This is a genomic window from Prosthecodimorpha staleyi, from assembly GCF_018729455.1.
GTDB lineage: Bacteria > Pseudomonadota > Alphaproteobacteria > Rhizobiales > Ancalomicrobiaceae > Prosthecodimorpha > Prosthecodimorpha staleyi.
Genome location: NZ_JAHHZF010000001.1, coordinates 209367 through 226434, shown reverse-complemented (window position 1 = coordinate 226434; position 17068 = coordinate 209367). Strand labels below are relative to the sequence as shown.

At 68.3% G+C, this 17068-nt stretch carries 12 protein-coding genes; 7 read left to right on the top strand and 5 right to left on the bottom strand.

Translation table 11 applies throughout. The features are described from left to right. The first annotated feature begins 119 nt into the window (after nucleotides 1–119). Nucleotides 120–1694 (top strand): trimethylamine methyltransferase family protein, encoded by a 1575-nt coding sequence (locus KL771_RS00945; protein ID WP_261966690.1) that lies wholly within the window; start codon nucleotides 120–122, stop codon nucleotides 1692–1694. 15 nt (nucleotides 1695–1709) lie between these two features. Beyond that, a complete protein-coding gene (locus KL771_RS00940) occupies nucleotides 1710–2165 on the top strand; it encodes a GNAT family N-acetyltransferase (RefSeq protein WP_261966689.1) in 456 nt (151 codons plus the stop codon). Nucleotides 2166–2211: 46 nt separating this feature from the next. Here the strand turns inward: KL771_RS00940 and KL771_RS00935 are convergent, their stop codons facing one another. Together KL771_RS00935 and KL771_RS00930 are read right to left on the bottom strand one after the other, a co-directional pair. Then, entirely contained in the window at nucleotides 2212–2625 is a 414-nt protein-coding gene (locus KL771_RS00935) for a type II toxin-antitoxin system HicB family antitoxin (RefSeq protein WP_261966688.1), read from the bottom strand. A 33-nt stretch (nucleotides 2626–2658) separates the two neighbouring features. Further along, a complete protein-coding gene (locus KL771_RS00930) occupies nucleotides 2659–2856 on the bottom strand; it encodes a type II toxin-antitoxin system HicA family toxin (RefSeq protein ID WP_261966687.1) in 198 nt (65 codons plus the stop codon). Nucleotides 2857–2969: 113 nt separating this feature from the next. Between KL771_RS00930 and KL771_RS00925 the strand changes: the two genes are divergently transcribed. From KL771_RS00925 to KL771_RS00905, 5 genes are all read left to right on the top strand, one after another. Then, complete coding sequence (locus tag KL771_RS00925; protein WP_261966686.1) at nucleotides 2970–5393, top strand: GcvT family protein; 2424 nt, start codon at nucleotides 2970–2972, stop codon at nucleotides 5391–5393. Nucleotides 5394–5542: 149 nt separating this feature from the next. Next, nucleotides 5543–7699 carry a methyl-accepting chemotaxis protein gene (locus KL771_RS00920; protein WP_261966685.1) on the top strand — a complete coding sequence of 719 codons (2157 nt, stop codon included), beginning with the start codon at nucleotides 5543–5545 and terminating at the stop codon, nucleotides 7697–7699. A 128-nt stretch (nucleotides 7700–7827) separates the two neighbouring features. After that, nucleotides 7828–8109, top strand: a complete 282-nt coding sequence (locus tag KL771_RS00915; protein ID WP_261966684.1) for a cysteine-rich CWC family protein — start codon at nucleotides 7828–7830, stop codon at nucleotides 8107–8109. Beyond that, entirely contained in the window at nucleotides 8106–8540 is a 435-nt protein-coding gene (locus KL771_RS00910) for a GFA family protein (RefSeq protein WP_261966683.1), read from the top strand. Before KL771_RS00915 ends, KL771_RS00910 begins: the two co-directional genes overlap by 4 nt. Next, a complete protein-coding gene (locus KL771_RS00905; protein WP_261966682.1) occupies nucleotides 8541–10604 on the top strand; it encodes an NADH:flavin oxidoreductase in 2064 nt (687 codons plus the stop codon). Nucleotides 10605–10679: 75 nt separating this feature from the next. On the opposite strand, the gene KL771_RS00900 is transcribed toward KL771_RS00905, so the two are convergent. From KL771_RS00900 to KL771_RS00890, 3 genes are all read right to left on the bottom strand, one after another. Further along, a complete protein-coding gene (locus KL771_RS00900) occupies nucleotides 10680–12158 on the bottom strand; it encodes a sensor domain-containing diguanylate cyclase (protein ID WP_261966681.1) in 1479 nt (492 codons plus the stop codon). Between the two features lie 333 nt (nucleotides 12159–12491). Then, entirely contained in the window at nucleotides 12492–15767 is a 3276-nt protein-coding gene (locus KL771_RS00895; protein ID WP_261966680.1) for an efflux RND transporter permease subunit, read from the bottom strand. Next, nucleotides 15764–17002 (bottom strand): efflux RND transporter periplasmic adaptor subunit, encoded by a 1239-nt coding sequence (locus tag KL771_RS00890; protein WP_261966679.1) that lies wholly within the window; start codon nucleotides 17000–17002, stop codon nucleotides 15764–15766. Before KL771_RS00890 ends, KL771_RS00895 begins: the two co-directional genes overlap by 4 nt. Nucleotides 17003–17068 lie beyond the last annotated feature (66 nt).

The window sequence follows — 17068 nt, the reverse complement described above, 5'->3', positions numbered from 1 at the left end:
TTTATTCGATGCCGCGATCCAAAAATGCGATCCCATCACGGCGACCCTTTTCGCGAGGCCGCCGACAGGGCAGGTTTCCGGTCGACGGTGCCCGACTGCGCGCGGCGACAAGGCGATCCATGACCATCGAGACGGCAATCCCCCAGGAGACCGGCGCCCCGGCCGGCGAGCGTCGCGGCCGCCGCGGCCGCGAGGAGCGGGCGCGGGCCGCACCGCAGGCCGCGCGCAAGCCGCAGCCGCGGCTGCCCTTCGCGCCCGTTGCGGCCGTCTCGGCGGACGAATTGGAGGCGATCCACCAGGCGTCGCTGACGGTCCTCGAAGAGATCGGCATGGACTTTCTCCATGTCGAGGCGCGCGCGATCCTGAAGGAAGCCGGCGCGGATGTGGACCCCGATTCCGAGCGGGTACGCTTCGATCGCGGCCTCGTCGAGAGCGTCATCGGCCGCGCACCGACCAGCTTCCGCCTGCATGCCCGCAACCCCGACCGGGACATGATGCTCGGCGACGGCTATGTCGCCTTCGGGTCGGTCGCCTCGACCCCCAACGTGGCCGACCGGCAGGGCGGCCGCCGGCCGGGCAACCGGGCCGATTTCCAGAACCTGGTGCGGCTCTGCCAGTCGCTCGACGCGATCCACATCGTTGCCGGCTACCCGACCGAGCCCGCCGACCTGCATGCCTCGATCCGGCATCTCGACGCGCTCTACGACATGCTGACGCTGACCGACAAGCCGATCCACGCCTATGCGCTCGGCCGCGAGCGGATCGTCGACGGCATCGAGATGGCCCGGATCGCCCGCGGCATTTCGCGCGATCAGTTGGAGCGCGAGCCCTCGGTCTTCACCATCATCAACTCGTCGTCGCCGCTGCGGCTCGACGCGCCGATGCTCGAAGGCGTCATCCAGATGGCACGTGCCAACCAGGTGACGGTGCTGACGCCCTTCACGCTCGCCGGCGCCATGGCGCCGGTGACCATCGCCGGCGCGGTCGCCCAGCAGAACGCGGAGGCGCTGGCCGGTCTCGTGCTCGCCCAGACCGTCCGGCCCGGCGCGCCCTTCGTCTATGGCGGCTTCACGTCGAATGTCGACATGAAGTCCGGCGCGCCCGCCTTCGGGACGCCGGAATACATGAAATCGGCCCTGCTCGGCGGCCAGCTCGCCCGGCGCTACGGACTGCCCTACCGGTCGTCCAATGCCTGCGCGGCCAATACGCTCGATGCCCAGGCGGCCTATGAGAGCGTCTTCTCGCTCTGGGGCGCGATCATGGGCGGCGCCAACCTGCTCATGCACGGCGCCGGCTGGATGGAAGGCGGCCTGCACGCCTCCTTCGAGAAGATGGTGCTCGATGCCGACATGCTCGGGATGGTCGCCGAATTCCTCACCCCGCTGGTGGTCGATGCCGACAGCCTGGCGCTCGACGCCATGCGCGAGGTCGGCCCGGGCGGGCATTTCTTCGGCTGCGCCCATACCCAGGCGCGCTACCGCACGGCCTTCTTCGCGCCGATGATCTCCGACTGGCGCAATTATGAGACCTGGCGCGAGGCCGGCAGCCCGACCGCCTACGACACGGCCGAGCGCCTCTACCGCGACAAGCTCGCCGCCTATGCCGAGCCGGCGATCGATCCGGCCGTCGCCGAGGAGCTTGCCGCCTTCGTCGCCCGCCGCAAGGCCGAAGGCGGCGCCCCGACGGATTTCTGACACGGATCCCTGGCCATGACCGACGCAACGATCCGCATCCTGCCGACGGCGCCGGAACATCGCGCGGCCTGGGACGACCTCTATGCCGGCTATGCCGATTTCTATCGGGTCACCCAGACGCCGGCGATGCGCGACACGGTCTGGTCCTGGCTGATGGATCCGGCCCATGAGGTCGAGGGGCTGGTCGCGGTCGACGCCGCCGGCGTTCCGGTCGGCATCGCCCATTTCCGGGCCTTCGCGCGCCCGCTCTCGGCGACCACCGGCGGCTTTCTGGACGATCTCTTCGTGTCGGAGGCCACGCGCGGATCCGGCACAGCGGATGCGCTGATCGCCCGGATCGCCGCAATCGGCCGCGCCCGCGGCTGGAGCGTGATCCGCTGGATCACCGCGGAGGACAATGCCCGCGCCCGCAAGGTCTACGACCGGCTGGCGATGAAGACGCGATGGGTCACCTATGACCTGGCGCTCTGACGCCGCCCGCCGCCGGGGCGGCTCTTGCGGCGGCCCCGGGGGCGGTTCAGACCTCGGCGAGGATCTTCTCGCGCGCCGCCGAGGCCAGGAAGGCCGACCGGGTCAGCCCGCGCGCCTTGGCGGCCATGTCGATCGACTGCAGCAGCCCGGCATCGAGCGAGATGTTGGCGCGCACCGAACGCCCGGATTCCTGGATCAGCGGCACGAGGACCGCCGCATGGCCCTGCGCGAGCGCCTCCAGGACGGCCGGATCGGTGCGCAGCTGGTCGAGCGTGCGCGGGAGGGCTTCGGCGGCGCCGTCCTCGGCCGCCTCGTCGGTCCAAAGCCTGAGCGCATCCTTCGCCTGTCCCAGGGCGGTCTCGAAGTCTTCGGCGGCCGTCGTGCAGCCCGGGCAATCGGGAAACCAGATGCTCCAAAGGGAGCCCGGTTCCTTCTCGACGATGCCGACAAAGTGCTTCATGGGACCCTCCAGGTCGCCGCTACGGCAGTCAAATCACAGCCAGCCGGCCTGTTGTGCAATCGAACGCGCCGTGCCGGTGGCCAGTTCGCCCCGATGGCGCGGAACCACCACGACACCCTTGCGCTCCGGATGCCGGAACACGTCGTGGGGACCGTCCTGCCGCACGATGGTCCAGCCTTCTTCCAGCAGGCGTTGCCGAATCCGGCGCAGGTCGCGTTCGATCGACGGCATTGCGTCGCTCTTGTGTATATATTTGCGCAAGACCGTATGGCAAGTCCTGGCCGTGCGCCGACTATCCCGTGCTCGATAACTTCTACCCTGAGATGCAATTCGGAGCCAAGACCATGAAATCCTCGACCCGTGTTGTCATCATCGGCGGTGGTGTGGTCGGCTGCTCGGTGCTCTATCACCTGACCAAGCGCGGCTGGACGGACGTCATGCTGATCGAGCGGGCGGAACTGACCGCCGGCTCGACCTGGCACGCGGCCGGCGGCTTCCACACGCTGAACGGCGATCCGAACGTCGCCAAGCTGCAGCAATACACGGTCGAGCTCTACAAGGAGATCGAGGCGATCTCCGGCCAGTCCTGCGGGCTGCACCTGACCGGCGGCGTCATGCTCGCCGGCACGCGCGAGCGCATGGAATGGCTCAAGATGGCTCATGCCCGGGGCCGCTATCTCGGCATGCACACCGAGATCATCTCAGCCGCGGAGGCCAAGCGGCTGATGCCGCTGATCGACGAGGCTAAGTTCGTCGGCGCCATGTACGACCCGTTCGAGGGCCATCTCGACCCCTACGGCACCACCCACGCCTATGCCAAATCGGCCAAGATCAACGGCGCCGAGATCGTGCTGCGCAACCGGGTGATCGACACCCGCCAGCGTGCCGACGGCACCTGGGACGTGATCACCGAGCAGGGCACCGTCCATGCCGAGCACGTGGTCAATGCCGGCGGCCTGTGGGCGCGCGAATGCGGGCGCATGATCGGGCTCGAACTGCCGATCCTGGCCATGGAGCACATGTATCTCCTGACCGAGGACATGCCGGAGGTCGCCGAGATCAACGCCGCGACCGGCAAGGAGGTGATCACCGCGCTCGATTTCGAGGGCGAGATCTACACCCGCCAGGAGCGCGGCGGCATGCTGCTCGGCACCTACGAGAAGGCCTGCAAGCCGTGGAGCGAGACGGCGACGCCGTGGGATTTCGGCCAGAACCTCCTGGAACCGGACCTCGACCGCATCGCTCCCTCGCTCGAGGTCGGCTTCGAGCACTTCCCGGCCTATGCCCGGGCCGGCATCCGCCGGATCATCAACGGGCCCTTCACCTTCGCACCCGATGGCAATCCGCTGGTCGGCCCGATCCGGGGCGTGCAGAACTACTGGGTCGCCTGCGGGGTGATGGCCGGGTTCAGCCAGGGCGGCGGCGTCGGGCTGGCGCTGTCGAACTGGATCGTCGACGGCGATCCGGGCTTCGACGTGTTCGGCATGGATGTCGCCCGCTATGGCGACTGGACCACGCTCGGCCACACCAACGCCAAGGTGCGCGAGAACTATTCCCGCCGCTTCCGCATCCGCTTCCCGAACGAAGAACTGCCGGCGGCGCGACCGTTCCGGACGACGCCGGTCTATGACCGTCTCGTCGGCATGAATGCCGTCATGGGCGATCTGTGCGGGCTGGAACATGCGCTCTGGTTCGCGCCGTCGCCCGAGGAGGCGAAGGACGACTTCTCGTTCCGGCGCTCCAACGACTTCGTCCATGTCGGCGCCGAATGCCGGGCCGTGCGCGAGGCGGTCGGCCTCCTGGAGATCTCCAACTTCGCCAAATACGAGGTGACCGGCGCCGGTGCCGAGGCCTTCCTCGACCGGCTGCTGCCGAACCGCCTGCCGGCGACCGGGCGCATGGTGCTGACGCCGATGTTGAATCCGGCCGGCCGCCTGATCGGCGACTTCACAGTTGCCCGGCTTTCCGACGAGCGCTTCATGATCTTCGGATCGAGCCTCGCGGAGGCCTACCACATGCGCTGGTTCCTGGCCGAGGTGCCGGCCGGCGTTTCCGTCCGTTCGCTCGGCCTCGGTCTCACCGGTTTCCAGATCGCCGGGCCGAAATCGCGTGAGCTGATGGCCCGGATCGCCCGGCGTGACGTTTCGGCGGAGGCCTTCCGGTTCATGGATGTCGCCGAATTCGATCTCGGCACGCTGCCGGCTCTGGTCGGCCGGGTCACCTATACGGGCGATCTCGGCTACGAGCTCTGGGTCAAGCCGGAACACCAGCGCGCGCTGCTCGACCTGCTCATCGCCAACGGCACCGATCTTGGCCTTCGGCCCTTCGGTGCCCGGGCGCTGAACTCGCTCCGGCTGGAGAAGAGCTTCGGCTCCTGGTCGCGCGAATACCGGCCGATCTACACGCCTTGGGAGGCGCGGCTGGAGCGCTTCGTCTCGACCCAGAAGACCGGCTATATCGGCCGCGACGCGCTGATGGCGGCCCGCGACAAGGGACCGGAGCGGCTGCTCGGTGCCTTCGTGGTCGATGCGCTCGATGCCGACGTGATCGGCGACGAACCGATCTGGCGCGACGGCAAGGTGATCGGTTGGGTCACCTCGGGCGGCTACGCCCATGCCTCGGGGGTTTCGGTGGCGCTCGGCTATGTCGAGGCGGGGGCTTCCGATCCGGCTGCGGCTTATGAGATCGAGATCATCGGCGAGCGCCGGCCGGCGCGCCTGCTGTCCGAGCCGCTGTTCGATCCGAAGGGCAGCCGGATGCGGATGTGAGCTTGAGTCCGCTGCGACAATCCGCGGCATAGCGGCTGTTATGCCATAACATTCCGTAAGGACAATATTAGAGCATCATCACTTACCCTGAACCGGTTGAGAAGGTGGCGACATCGTCTTGCCATCCAATCGTTACTCAGGACATCCCGATGATGCTCGCTTCGCTTCGCGTCCGGCTTCCTTTCGCGCTCGTGGCTCTGGCTGTCGCAAGCGCGGCGGTCATGGGCGGGATTGGTTGGTCGGGCGCGCGCAACGCGCTCGAAGAGGAGGCCTCCGAGCGATTGGCGCAGGCGGCCACGGCGCGCGAACTGAGCCTGGCCCTGGTCGCCGAGCGGATCGACATCGACACGGCCGCCATGGTGGCGGACCGCCTGATCGGCGGCAGCCTGGTCGATCTCGACGAGAATCTGGTGCCCGGCAAACCGGATTTCGATGTCGTCCGGGCGCATTTCACGGAAGGGCCCGTAGCCGAGCGCATCGCGCGGGACGGCGCCAAGCTCGGCAAGGTCTACGGCGTCCGCCACGCCAAGATGCACGGCGCCGCGCAGCAGCTGACCCGCACCGGCCGCTATGCCGACATCTTGTTCCTGAACAAGGACGGCCGCGTGGTCTATTCGGTGACCAAGGCCGGCGAGTTCGGTCTCGATGTTGCCGATCGGAGCCTGGCCGGCACCGGGCTGGCCCGCGTCTTCGCCGCGCTGAAGAGCGCCGCGGACGACAAGGCCGTGTTCCAGGATTTCGCCCCCTATGCGCCGGGCGGCGACGGACTGCCGTCGGCCTTCATCGGCCGGGCCGTGGTCAAGAAGGCGAATGTCGCCATGGGCGAGGCGCAGGCCAATGTCCGTGCCGGCTATGTCGTCGTCCGCCTGACTCCGTCGATCTTCGACCGGGTGCTCTCCGAGCGGAAGGGGCTCGGCGAGACCGGGCAGACCTTCGCGGTCGGTGCCGACGGCGTTCTGCGCTCCGATGCGCCGCTGGCCGGCAAACCCACCGCCGGCCTGGCGGCCGCCGAACTCGGATTGCCGGCAGATTTCTCGACCGCCTCCGGAACACTGCGCTACGTTGCGGGAGGCGAAGCTCGACTCGCCCGCACTGCAGAGGTCGGCATGTTCGGGGCGACCTGGACCATCGTGGCGGAGAAATCCGTCGCCGAGGCTCAAGCGGCCGCCGACCAGATCAGCCGGACGATGGGGCTGGCCGGCGCCGGCATCCTTGGCGCGACGGTTCTGATCGGCATCCTGGTTGCGCTCGGCATCACCCGGCCGATCCTGCGCCTGACCGGTGCCCTGAAGGCGATTGCCAGCGGCGATCTGGCCGCCGAGATCCAGGGCCGATCGCGCCGGGACGAGATCGGCGAGATCGCGCGTGCCGTCGAAACCATCAAGACCTCGACCGAGCAGCAGGCTCTGGAACGCGGCCGCGCCGCGGAGGCCGAACGCCAGACGCGCGACCGCGAGCGGCGCGAATCGACGACGCGGCTCGCCCGGGAATTCGAAGCCCGGGTCGGCGGGGTTGCCGAATCGGTCGGTCGTGCGGCCGTCGATCTGGAGACCGCTGCCGGCGCCATGGCGACGCTGGCGCGCCGGTCGGCCGCGCAGTCGACGACCGTCGCGGAAGCCTCCCAGGACGCCAGCCATGACGTGAGCAGCGTCGCCTCGGCGTCCGAGCAACTGTTCGGCTCGCTCAGTCGCGTCTCCGATCTGATCGCGCGGTCGGGTGCGGTCGCCGGCGAGGCCGACCGGCGGGCGGCCTCGACCAATGCGATCGTCGCCTCGCTGTCGGATACGGCGGACCGGATCGGGACCGTGGTCGACATCATCCAGGGGATTGCGGGTCAGACCAACCTGCTCGCGCTCAACGCCACCATCGAGGCTGCGCGGGCCGGGGAGGCCGGGCGCGGCTTCGCGGTGGTCGCCGCCGAGGTCAAGACGCTCGCCGGCCAGACCGCCAAGGCGACCGAGGAGATTACCGGCCAGATTGCGGCCATGCGGCGGGTGACCGGCGACGCGGTCGAGGCGATCGAGACCATCCGGCAGGTGGTCGGCGATATCGGTGGCGCGGTGCGCTCGGTCGCCGAGGCGGTCGAGGAGCAGACCGAGGCCACGCGCGCGATCACCACGGCGGCCGGCGGGGCTTCGCGCCGGACCGGCATCGTCACCTCCAATATCGGCGAGGTCCGCGCGGCCGTGGTCTCGACGGAGAGCGCCGCCGACGGCGTCGTCGACCAGGCCCGCCGGCTCGGCGGCCAGGCCAATGACCTGCAGGACGGCCTGCGCCGCTTCCTCGCCCATCTCGACGCGGCCTGATCGGCCGCGCCAGTGACCCGGCTGGCGCAGACCTCCCATCCGCGTCGACGCTCCGCCGCGGGATGTCGCCTTCTCGATAGCGGGCGGCGGCATCCGGTCGGACAGTGGGAATCGACCGGGGAGGGGCCATGCCGAGTGCTGCCGCTGCGTCTCGAAGGATCGCCTGCTCGCGCTGTGGCGCGGAGTTTGGATGCCGCAACGACGGCAGCGGGCGCTGCTGGTGCGGCCAGGAGGCGTTCCGCCTGCCCGTGCCCCTGCCTCCGGGCGTCGGCCCCTTCGACGATTGCCTCTGTCCGGACTGCATCCGGATCGTCGCGGCGGAACTGACCGCGCTCGGCCACGGGCCGCAGGCGAAGCCGACCGATTCGCAGGAACCTGCGTTCGAACGGGCCGGCGAGGCCTGTCGATGAGTGCGGGACCGCAATCCGAAGCACAGCCGGACGCGCGGCCCGACGATATCCGGTCCGGCGGCTGCCTGTGCGGTGCCGTGCGCTACGAGGCCAAGGCGCCGCTGCGGGCCGTCGTCGCGTGCCATTGCGTCCAATGCCGCAAGACCAGCGGCCACTATGCGGCGATGACCTCCGTGCCGCTCGACCGCTTCACCCTGACGCGCGCCGACGGCCTCGCCTGGTTTCGGTCTTCCGAGAAGGCCGAGCGCGGCTTCTGCAATCGGTGCGGCAGCAATCTCTTCTGGAAGCCGGCCGGCGAGGCGCGCGTCTCGATCACCGCCGGCACGCTCGACGGGCCGACCGGCCTGTGCATCGAGCGCCACATCTATTGCGATTTTGCGGGCGACTACTACGCCATCGCCGAAGCCGTCCCACAACTGCCGGAGCATTGAATGAACGCGCCCGTCCTGTCCGCTACGGCATCGAAAGACCCGTTGCTCCAGCCGTTCCGCCTGAAGCACCTGACGCTGCGCAACCGATTCATGTCGACGGCGCACGAGCCCTATTACACCGAAGACGGCATGCCGAAGGACCGCTACCGGCGCTATCACGCCGAGAAGGCGCGCGGCGGCATCGCGCTGACCATGATCGGCGGCTCCTCGGTCGTCTCCCATGACAGCCCGCAGGCCTTCGGCAACATCCTCCTCTACAAGGACGAGGTGGTGCCGTGGCTGAAGGCGCTCAGTGACGACGTGCACGAGGCCGGCGCAGCGGTGATGATCCAGATCACCCATCTCGGCCGGCGCACCGGCTGGAACAAGGAGGGGTGGCTGCCCGTGGTGGCGCCGTCGCCGGTGCGCGAGCCGGCCCACCGGGCCTTCCCGAAGGCGGCCGAGGATTGGGATCTGGCCCGGATCATCGCCGACTATGCCGATGCGGCCGAACGGGTGAAGGCGGGCGGCCTCGACGGCTTCGAGTTCGAGATGTACGGCCATCTGATCGACCAGTTCTGGTCGCCGGCCACCAACACCCGCGACGACCAGTATGGCGGCAGCCTGGAAAACCGCATGCGCTTCGGCATGGAGGTGCTGAAGGCGGTGCGCGAGCGCGTCGGGCCGGATTTCATCGTCGGCACCCGCATGGTCTGCGACGAGGACTGGGAGCGCGGCCTCAGCCAGGAGGACGGCCTCGCCATCGCGCGCCGGCTGGCGGACTCCGGGACGATCGACTTCATCAACGTCATTCGCGGCCATATCGACACCGACGAGGCGCTGTCGCACGTCATCCCCGGCATGGGCTACCGCTCGGCGCCGCATCTCGATTTCGCCGGGACGGTGCGCGAGACGACGAAGTTCCCGGTCTTCCACGCCGCACGCATCCAGGACGTGGCGACGGCTCGCCACGCGGTCGCCTCCGGCAAGCTCGACATGGTCGGCATGACGCGGGCCCATATCGCCGATCCGCATATCGGCCGGAAGGTGGCGGAGGGTCGCGAGAACGAGATCCGGCCCTGCGTCGGCATGGGCTACTGCATCGACCGCATCTATTTCGGCGGCGACGCGCTGTGCATCCACAATCCGGCGACCGGCCGCGAGGGCTTTATCCCGCACGAGATCACCGAGAAGGCGCCGCGGGCGCTGAAGGTGGTCGTCGTCGGCGCCGGCCCGGCCGGGCTTGAAGCGGCCTGGGTGGCGGCGGCACGCGGTCATCAGGTGACGGTGTTCGAGGCCGCGGATGCGGCCGGCGGCCAGATCCGGGTCGCCGCCGGCCTGAAGCGCCGGCGCGAGATCCAGGGCATCGTCGACTGGCGGCTGGAGCAATGCACCCGGCACGGCGTCACCTTCCGCTTCAACACCTATGCCGAAGCCGAAGATGTGACCGCGGAAGCCCCCGAAGTGGTGATCATCGCCACTGGCGGCCTGCCCAATGTCGACTTCCTGGATTCCGGCGCCGACCTGGTGACCACCACCTGGGACATCCTCTCCGGTACGGTCAAGCCGGCCGAGACCGTCATCCTCTATGACGACAACGGCAACCATCCGGGCATGACCGCGGCCGAGGCGATCGCCGAGGCCGGGGCGCGGCTGGAGATCGTCACGCCGGAGCGGACGCTCGCACCGGAGGTCGGCGGCACCAACTATCCGGTCTATTTCCGGGCCTTCTCGAAGCATGGCGTGGCGACCACGCTCAATCTGCGCCTGCGGTCGGTGCGGCGCGACGGCAACGGCCTCGTCGGCGTGTTCGAGCAGGAATATGGCGGAGGGCTGGTCGAGAAGCGGGCCGACCAGATCGTGGTCGAGCACGGCACGCTGCCGCTGGAGGATCTCTATTTCGCGCTGAAGCCGCTGTCGTCGAATGGCGGCGCGGTCGACTACAAGGCCTTCGCGGCCGGGCAGGCGCAGCCCACGCCGACCGGCGAGGGCTTCCGCCTCTACCGCATCGGCGATGCGGTCGCCTCGCGCAACATCCACGCCGCCGTGTTCGACGGCATGCGGATTGCCAAGGATCTGGCCTGATCGGGAGACCCGGCCGTCACCCCGCGGCCGGTCGTCGAATGAGGCGGATAGGGCTGGGGCTCGGTCCCCGCCGCTTCACTCGGCGGCTTCGCAGAGCGGGCCGGATGACAGCTTCTGGGCACGCTTGTCGGCATACATCGCGAGATCGGCCCGGCGCGCGGCCTGCTCCAGGCTTTCGCCCGGCATGGCCGTCGCGGCGCCGATGGCGAAGCTGAGCGGCTGGCCGGGATAGAACTGGTTGTTCAACTGGACCAGGTTGCGGATCTGCTTGATGATCTCCCCGGTCCCGCGCTCGTCCGTGAACGGCAGCAGAAGCGCGAACTCGTCGCCGCCGATGCGCGCGGCACTGGCCGGCGCCTCGGTGACCTTGTTCAGCACCTCGCCGGCGCGCCGCAGGAGGCTGTCGCCGGCGGCGTGGCCCAGGCGGTCGTTGGCGGTCTTCAGCCCGTTGAGATCGGCGATCACGATCGAGACCGGGAACAGCTTCTTGCGTTCCAGCCGCTTCATCTCTTCGGAATAATGCGCGCGGTTGAGGAGCTGCGTCAGCACGTCGTGGCGGCCGAGATATTCGAGATAGGCCTCGGCCTTCTTGCGCGCGGTGATGTCGGTCAGCGCGATCTGGACCAGCGACCAGTCCCGCTCGTGGCCGGGCAGGACGGAGAATTGCAGCAGCAGATGCAGCTCGACGCCCTCGATCGTGTAGTTCACGACCTCGCGGGTGTGGAACAGGTGCCCGTCCCAGAGCTGGATCAGCTGCTCGCGGAAATCCCGCACCATGGCGTCGCGAAAGATGTCGGGCAGGTGGCGCAGCAGCGTCGCCCGGTCGGCGGCCCCGAACAGGTCGAGCGTACGCTTGTTCACGTCGATGACGCGGATCTCGGCGGCGCACTGGTTGACGAATTCGGGATGCACGTCGGTGAAGACGCGGAAGTCGGCAATGCCGCGCTGACGCAGGCCGTCGAGCAGTTGCTTGATCCGGCTGAAATCCTCGACCCACAGCGAGACCGGCGAATGCTCGAACAGGCCCTGCGCGTAGGCCTCGCTGGCGGCCTGCCGCTTGCGGGCATATTCGCGCTCGGAAATGTCCTCGATCGCGACCAGGACGCGGTCCCAGGTCGCCTCGTGCCCGGGCAGGATGGTGCCCTGGAGATGGACATCGAGACGCCGGCCGTCGAGCCGGTAATTCACCGTGTCGCCGCCGAAGCGGGTCGCGCCGGACCAGAGCTGGACCAACTCGTCGATATGGGTCAGCAGCATCTCGTCGCGAAAGACGACAGGCAGATGGCGGATCAGATCGTCGCGATCCGCGGCGCCGAACAGGTCAAGCGTGCGGCGGTTGACCTCGACGATCCGGATCTCCGCCGAACAGGCCTGCACCCGCGCCCGGTCCTCGCCGAGATAGGCGCGCAGATCGGAAATTCCGGCCGCGCGCCAGGCATCGAACAGTCGCCGCAGACCACTATAGTCCTCGAGCCACAGCGAAACCGGCGCGAGTTCGAACATCGTGACGTGATCGTAGGCCGCCGTCGTCCTGCTCTCCTGCGGCTTGTCCATGCATTTCGTCCCTTTGAATCGTATGGAAGGGTACGGCCGCTCGACTAACGAACCGTTGATGGCTGCGTGGAAATTGCATGTCGCAGCGTAGTGACGGCATGAATCAGCGAGCATGCAAGCTGCGTTGAGTGAAAAACTGTCTCAATACAATAAATGATGAGTATTGAGATCTTATTACGGTAAAACTATCGAATGCCGGCCGGGATGTGAAAAGACGAAACGAGCGCAAGAGCGTGGCAAGCGCTCGCTCATAGAAGAACGGGATGGAGTATCGACGATGAAAAGCGACCGGCGGGGCGGACGGTTGCGCTGTGGCCGTCCGCCCCGCCGTGATCATTCTGCCGCCAAGGGCAGGGCGGACAACTTCGCCTCGGCCTTGCGGCGTTCGGCCGCCGTCAGGGCGACGATCGTCGCCGATGGGCCGTGGTCGCCCACCGCCTGCCCGCCGACCGCATGCGCGCCCGGAGCATGAGGGTGAGCGGCATGGCCGCCAGGGACCGCGACGGCCACGTCGCTCGGATGACCCGGCACGGCCGCCGCATCGTCCTCGTCCGGGCGGTTCGGGCGCAGGATCCAGGCGAAGGCCTTGCCGGTCCAGCGGCCGACATCGTCCATGATCGTGTAGAAGCTCGGGATGAACAGCAGCGACAGGACCGTAGAGACGATCAGGCCGCCGATCACCGCGATCGCCATCGGCGCGCGGAACTCGCCGCCTTCGCCCGCCGCATAGGCCGCCGGCATCATGCCGGCCACCATGGCGATGGTGGTCATGACGATCGGGCGCGCCCGCTTGCGGCCGGCATCGACGATCGCCTCGCGCTGCGGCATGCCGTGCTTCTCCTGCTCGACCGCGAAGTCGACCAGCATGATCGCGTTCTTGGTCACGATGCCCATCAGCATCAGGATGCCGATGACCACCGGCATGGAGACCGGGTTCTGCGTCGCCTGCAGGGCGAGCACCACGCCGGCGACCGAGAGGGGCAGGGAGGCCAGGATGGTGATCGGCAGGAAGACGTTGCCGAGCAACAGGATCAGCACCACGAAGACCATCATGATGCCGGCACCCATCGCATAGGCGAAGCCGGAAAAGACCTCGGCCTGGATCTCGGTATCGCCGGTGGATTGGATGCGCACCCCGGCGGGCAGGTTCTTGGCCTCCGGCAGCGCCATCATCGCGTCGAAGCCCTCGCCGGTGGCGTAGCCCGGCGCCATCGCGGCGCCGACGGTGACCCGGCGCTCGCGGTCGTAGCGCTGGATCGATGACGGCCCCTGGCCGAAGCCGATCTCCGCGACGCTCGACAGCGGCACCGACTTGCCCGATCCCGTCGGCACCCGCAGGGCGGACAGCGCGGAGAGATCGGCCCGCGCGTCGGTATCGACCTGGACGCGGATCGGAATCTGGCGCAGGCCCAGATTGAGCTTGGCGAGATTCGGCCCGTTGTCGCCGATCGTTGCGATGCGGATCGTTTCTGAGATCGACTCCGGTGTGATGCCGAGATCGGCGGCCAGATCGAAGCGCGGCACGATCCGGATCTCCGGCCGGTCCAGCGCCGCATTGGCGGTCGGATAGGCGTAGATCGGGTTCTTCAGCATGGCGCTCTGCAGGGCCAGCGCCGCATCGTTGACGGCCTTGCCGTCCGAGCCGAGCAGGCCGACCGTCAATTCGCGTTCGCCGCGATCGTTGACGAAGTAGAAGCGCAGGTCCGGGATGCCGGCGAGCGTTTCGCCGACGACGCCTTCCAGCGTCTTCTGCGAGCGCTTGCGCTCGTTCTTGCGCACGAGATTCACGGTCAGCTTGGCCCGGCGCAGTTCGAGCGTGCCGGTCGGCGAGGTGCCGCCGAGCACGAACACGTCCTTCACCTCGGGAATCTTCTTCAGTTCCCGCATCGCCGCATCGGTCACCCGCGCGGTGTCGTCGAGCGACGAGCCCGGCGGGAGTTCGATCGAAGCGACCAGACGCGACAGGTCTTCCGGCGGGATGAAGCCCTGCGGCAGGGTCGAGGCCGACATGATCGAGCCGATCGCGAAGGCGATGCCGGCAACGAGGGTCAGCCACCGAAACCGAAGCGTGACGCGCAGGACGGCCGTGTAGGCGCGCATGATCCAGCCGTCATGATTGTCCTCCTGCCCGTGGCTGCGGAACAGATAGGCGGCCATCATCGGCGTGATCAGGCGGGCGACCAGCAAAGAGAAGAACACCGCGACTGCGACCGTCAGGCCGAACTGCTTGAAATACTGGCCGGCGATGCCGCCCATGAAGCTGACCGGCGCGAACACCGCGATGATCGTCATGGTGATGGCGATCACCGCGAGGCCGATTTCGTCGGCCGCCTCCATGGCCGCACGGTAGGGCGACTTGCCCATCCGCATGTGCCGGACGATGTTCTCGATCTCGACGATGGCGTCGTCGACCAGGATGCCGGTGACCAGGGTGATGGCGAGCAGGCTGACCAGGTTGAGCGAGAAGCCCATCATGCTCATTGCCCAGAAGGTCGGCACGGCGGCGAGCGGCATGGCGATCGCGGCCACGATCGTCGCCCGGATGTCGCGCAGGAAGATGAGCACCACGAGCACCGCCAGCCCCGCCCCCTCCAGGAGCGAATGCATGGCCGACTCGTAGTTGCCGTAGGTCGAGAAGACGCCGTCGTCGATCTTGGTGAAGGCGACGTTCGGGTAGAGCTTGCCGAGTTCGGCCACCTTGGCGGCGGTGATGTCGTTGACGGTCGTGTCGGAAGCGCCCTTGGCGCGGTAGATCGAGAAGGACACGACCGGGCGGCCGTCGAGGCGGGCGAAGCTCTTCGGCTCCTCCCAGCTGTCGGTCACCGTGCCGAGATCGGCGAGGCGCACCAGACGGCCGCCGGGCAGGAAGATCTTGGTATCGGCAAGACCGGTCACCGTCTCGGCGGCGGCGAGCGTGCGGATCGCCTGCTGCTGGGAGCCGATCTCGGACTTGCCGCCCGAAACGTCGACCGTCGTGGCACGGAGCTGCGCGTTGACCTGGCCGGCCGTGATGCCGAGCGCCATCAGGCGGTCCGGGTCGAGCGCGACCCGGATCTCGCGCGTCACGCCGCCGATCCGCTCGACGCGGCCGACGCCCCTCAAACCCTGAATCTGACGCACGACGACATCGTCGACGAACCAGCTCAGCTCTTCCGGCGTCATGCCCGGCGACGCCGCGCCATAGGTGACGATCGACTGGTTCTCGACCTCGACGCGCTGGATGATCGGCTCGTCGACGGTGCGCGGAAGATCGGCGCGGATCTTGGCGATCGCATCCTTCACGTCATTGAGGGCGCGATCGGAGTTGATCTCCAGGCGGAATTCGATCGCGGTCAGCGACTGGCCGTCCGTGATGTCCGACTGGATATGCTTGACGCCGGTCACACCCGAGACCGCGTCCTCGATCTTCTTGGTGACCTGGGCCTCCAACTCGGCCGGTGCCGAGCCGCGATCGGTCACCGTGACCGAGACCACGGGCACGTCGATATTCGGGAACTTGGTGATCGGCATGTTCATGAAGCTCAGCCAACCGAGCACCATGAGCACGACGAAAAGCAGCACCGGGGGAACCGGGTTGCGAATAGACCAGGCCGAGAAATTCATATTCATCCGCCGATCTCCTCGGCCTTGGCGACGACCGGCGTCACCTGATCACCATGGCGTACAAAGGTGCCGGCCTTGACCACCACCTGTTCGCCGGCCTCGATCCCCGAGAGGATCAGGACGCGGCCGTCGCCCGAAAGCCCGACCTCGACCTTGCGCGTTTCGATGCGGCCGTCCTTGACCGCCTGGACGGTCGCGTGGCCGCGTTCTGTCATCACCGCCGAACGGGGAACGGAGACGCCCGAGCGCCGCGCCGTCTCGATCACGCCGCGCGCGAAGGAGCCGGAGCGGACCGCGGCATCCCCCGGCAGCGCGACGCGCACGCGGCCGAGCCGGGTGGTCGTGTCGATCTGCGGCGACAGCAGCCGGATCTCGCCCCGGATCGGTGCGGCGAACCCGGCCGGCGTCACGTCGACCGGCTGGCCGAGCCTCAGCTTGCTGATCTGGCCTTCCGGCACATCGGCCTCGAGCTCGATGCTGCCGTCCCGGGCGATGCGGAACAGCGGCTCGCCGGATCCGCCCGCGACCGCGCCGATGCGCGCGCTGCGGGCGAGCACGATGCCGGCCGTCGGCGCCTTGATCTCGGTCTTGCCGAGCCGGAGCTCGATCTCGCGGCCGGCGGCGACCAGCACCGCGCGGTCGGCATGGGCGACATCGAGTGCGGCGCGCGCCGCCTCGAGCCGCGCCACGGCGCCGCGCGCCGCGGAGGTGCGCTGCTCGAACACCTCCTGGCTGATGATGCCGCGCTCGCGCAGCGGCTTGGCCCGCTCGAGCGCCGCCGATGCCTCGACCTCCGCCGCTTCGGCATTGGCGATATTGCTGCGCGCCTGGGCGATGGCCGCATCGGCGCGGGCGACATTCGAAGCGTTTTGGGCGAGCTGAGTACGGATCGTGTCGTCGGCGAGGCGCGCCACCACCTGGCCGGCGGCAACGCGATCGGCCACGTCGGCGCCGAGGTCCAGGATGCGCAGTCCGTCGATGTCGACGCCGACCACGACCTCCTCGCGCGGCAGCAGGGATCCGGCCACCATCACCGTCTCAACCACCTCACGGGTCTCGGCGGCCACCACCGCAATGGCCGGCGGCTTCACGGTCGCAACCGCTGGCGTGCCGGACTTCGCCGTATTGGCCTCGGCCGCGATCGTCCGGCTGCCGGTGATCGGCAGCGCAGTTCCCGTCCATACGGCGCCGGCCAAAACCGCCGTGGCGCCCAATTGAAAAATCGTCCTTGTCGCGGTCATCAGCCGTGCCTCTTCCGAATCCATCCAGTATTCGTCTTGTCTTGAATTGCGGATCAGTCCGCCGGT

Coding starts and splice junctions, on each gene's coding strand:
- KL771_RS00890 (WP_261966679.1), bottom strand. CDS start 17,002: ATGACCGCGACAAGGACGATTTTTCAATTGGGCGCCACGGCGGTTTTG.
- KL771_RS00905 (WP_261966682.1), top strand. CDS start 8,541: ATGAACGCGCCCGTCCTGTCCGCTACGGCATCGAAAGACCCGTTGCTC.
- KL771_RS00925 (WP_261966686.1), top strand. CDS start 2,970: ATGAAATCCTCGACCCGTGTTGTCATCATCGGCGGTGGTGTGGTCGGC.
- KL771_RS00895 (WP_261966680.1), bottom strand. CDS start 15,767: ATGAATATGAATTTCTCGGCCTGGTCTATTCGCAACCCGGTTCCCCCG.
- KL771_RS00900 (WP_261966681.1), bottom strand. CDS start 12,158: ATGGACAAGCCGCAGGAGAGCAGGACGACGGCGGCCTACGATCACGTC.
- KL771_RS00940 (WP_261966689.1), top strand. CDS start 1,710: ATGACCGACGCAACGATCCGCATCCTGCCGACGGCGCCGGAACATCGC.
- KL771_RS00930 (WP_261966687.1), bottom strand. CDS start 2,856: ATGCCGTCGATCGAACGCGACCTGCGCCGGATTCGGCAACGCCTGCTG.
- KL771_RS00915 (WP_261966684.1), top strand. CDS start 7,828: ATGCCGAGTGCTGCCGCTGCGTCTCGAAGGATCGCCTGCTCGCGCTGT.
- KL771_RS00910 (WP_261966683.1), top strand. CDS start 8,106: ATGAGTGCGGGACCGCAATCCGAAGCACAGCCGGACGCGCGGCCCGAC.
- KL771_RS00935 (WP_261966688.1), bottom strand. CDS start 2,625: ATGAAGCACTTTGTCGGCATCGTCGAGAAGGAACCGGGCTCCCTTTGG.
- KL771_RS00945 (WP_261966690.1), top strand. CDS start 120: ATGACCATCGAGACGGCAATCCCCCAGGAGACCGGCGCCCCGGCCGGC.
- KL771_RS00920 (WP_261966685.1), top strand. CDS start 5,543: ATGATGCTCGCTTCGCTTCGCGTCCGGCTTCCTTTCGCGCTCGTGGCT.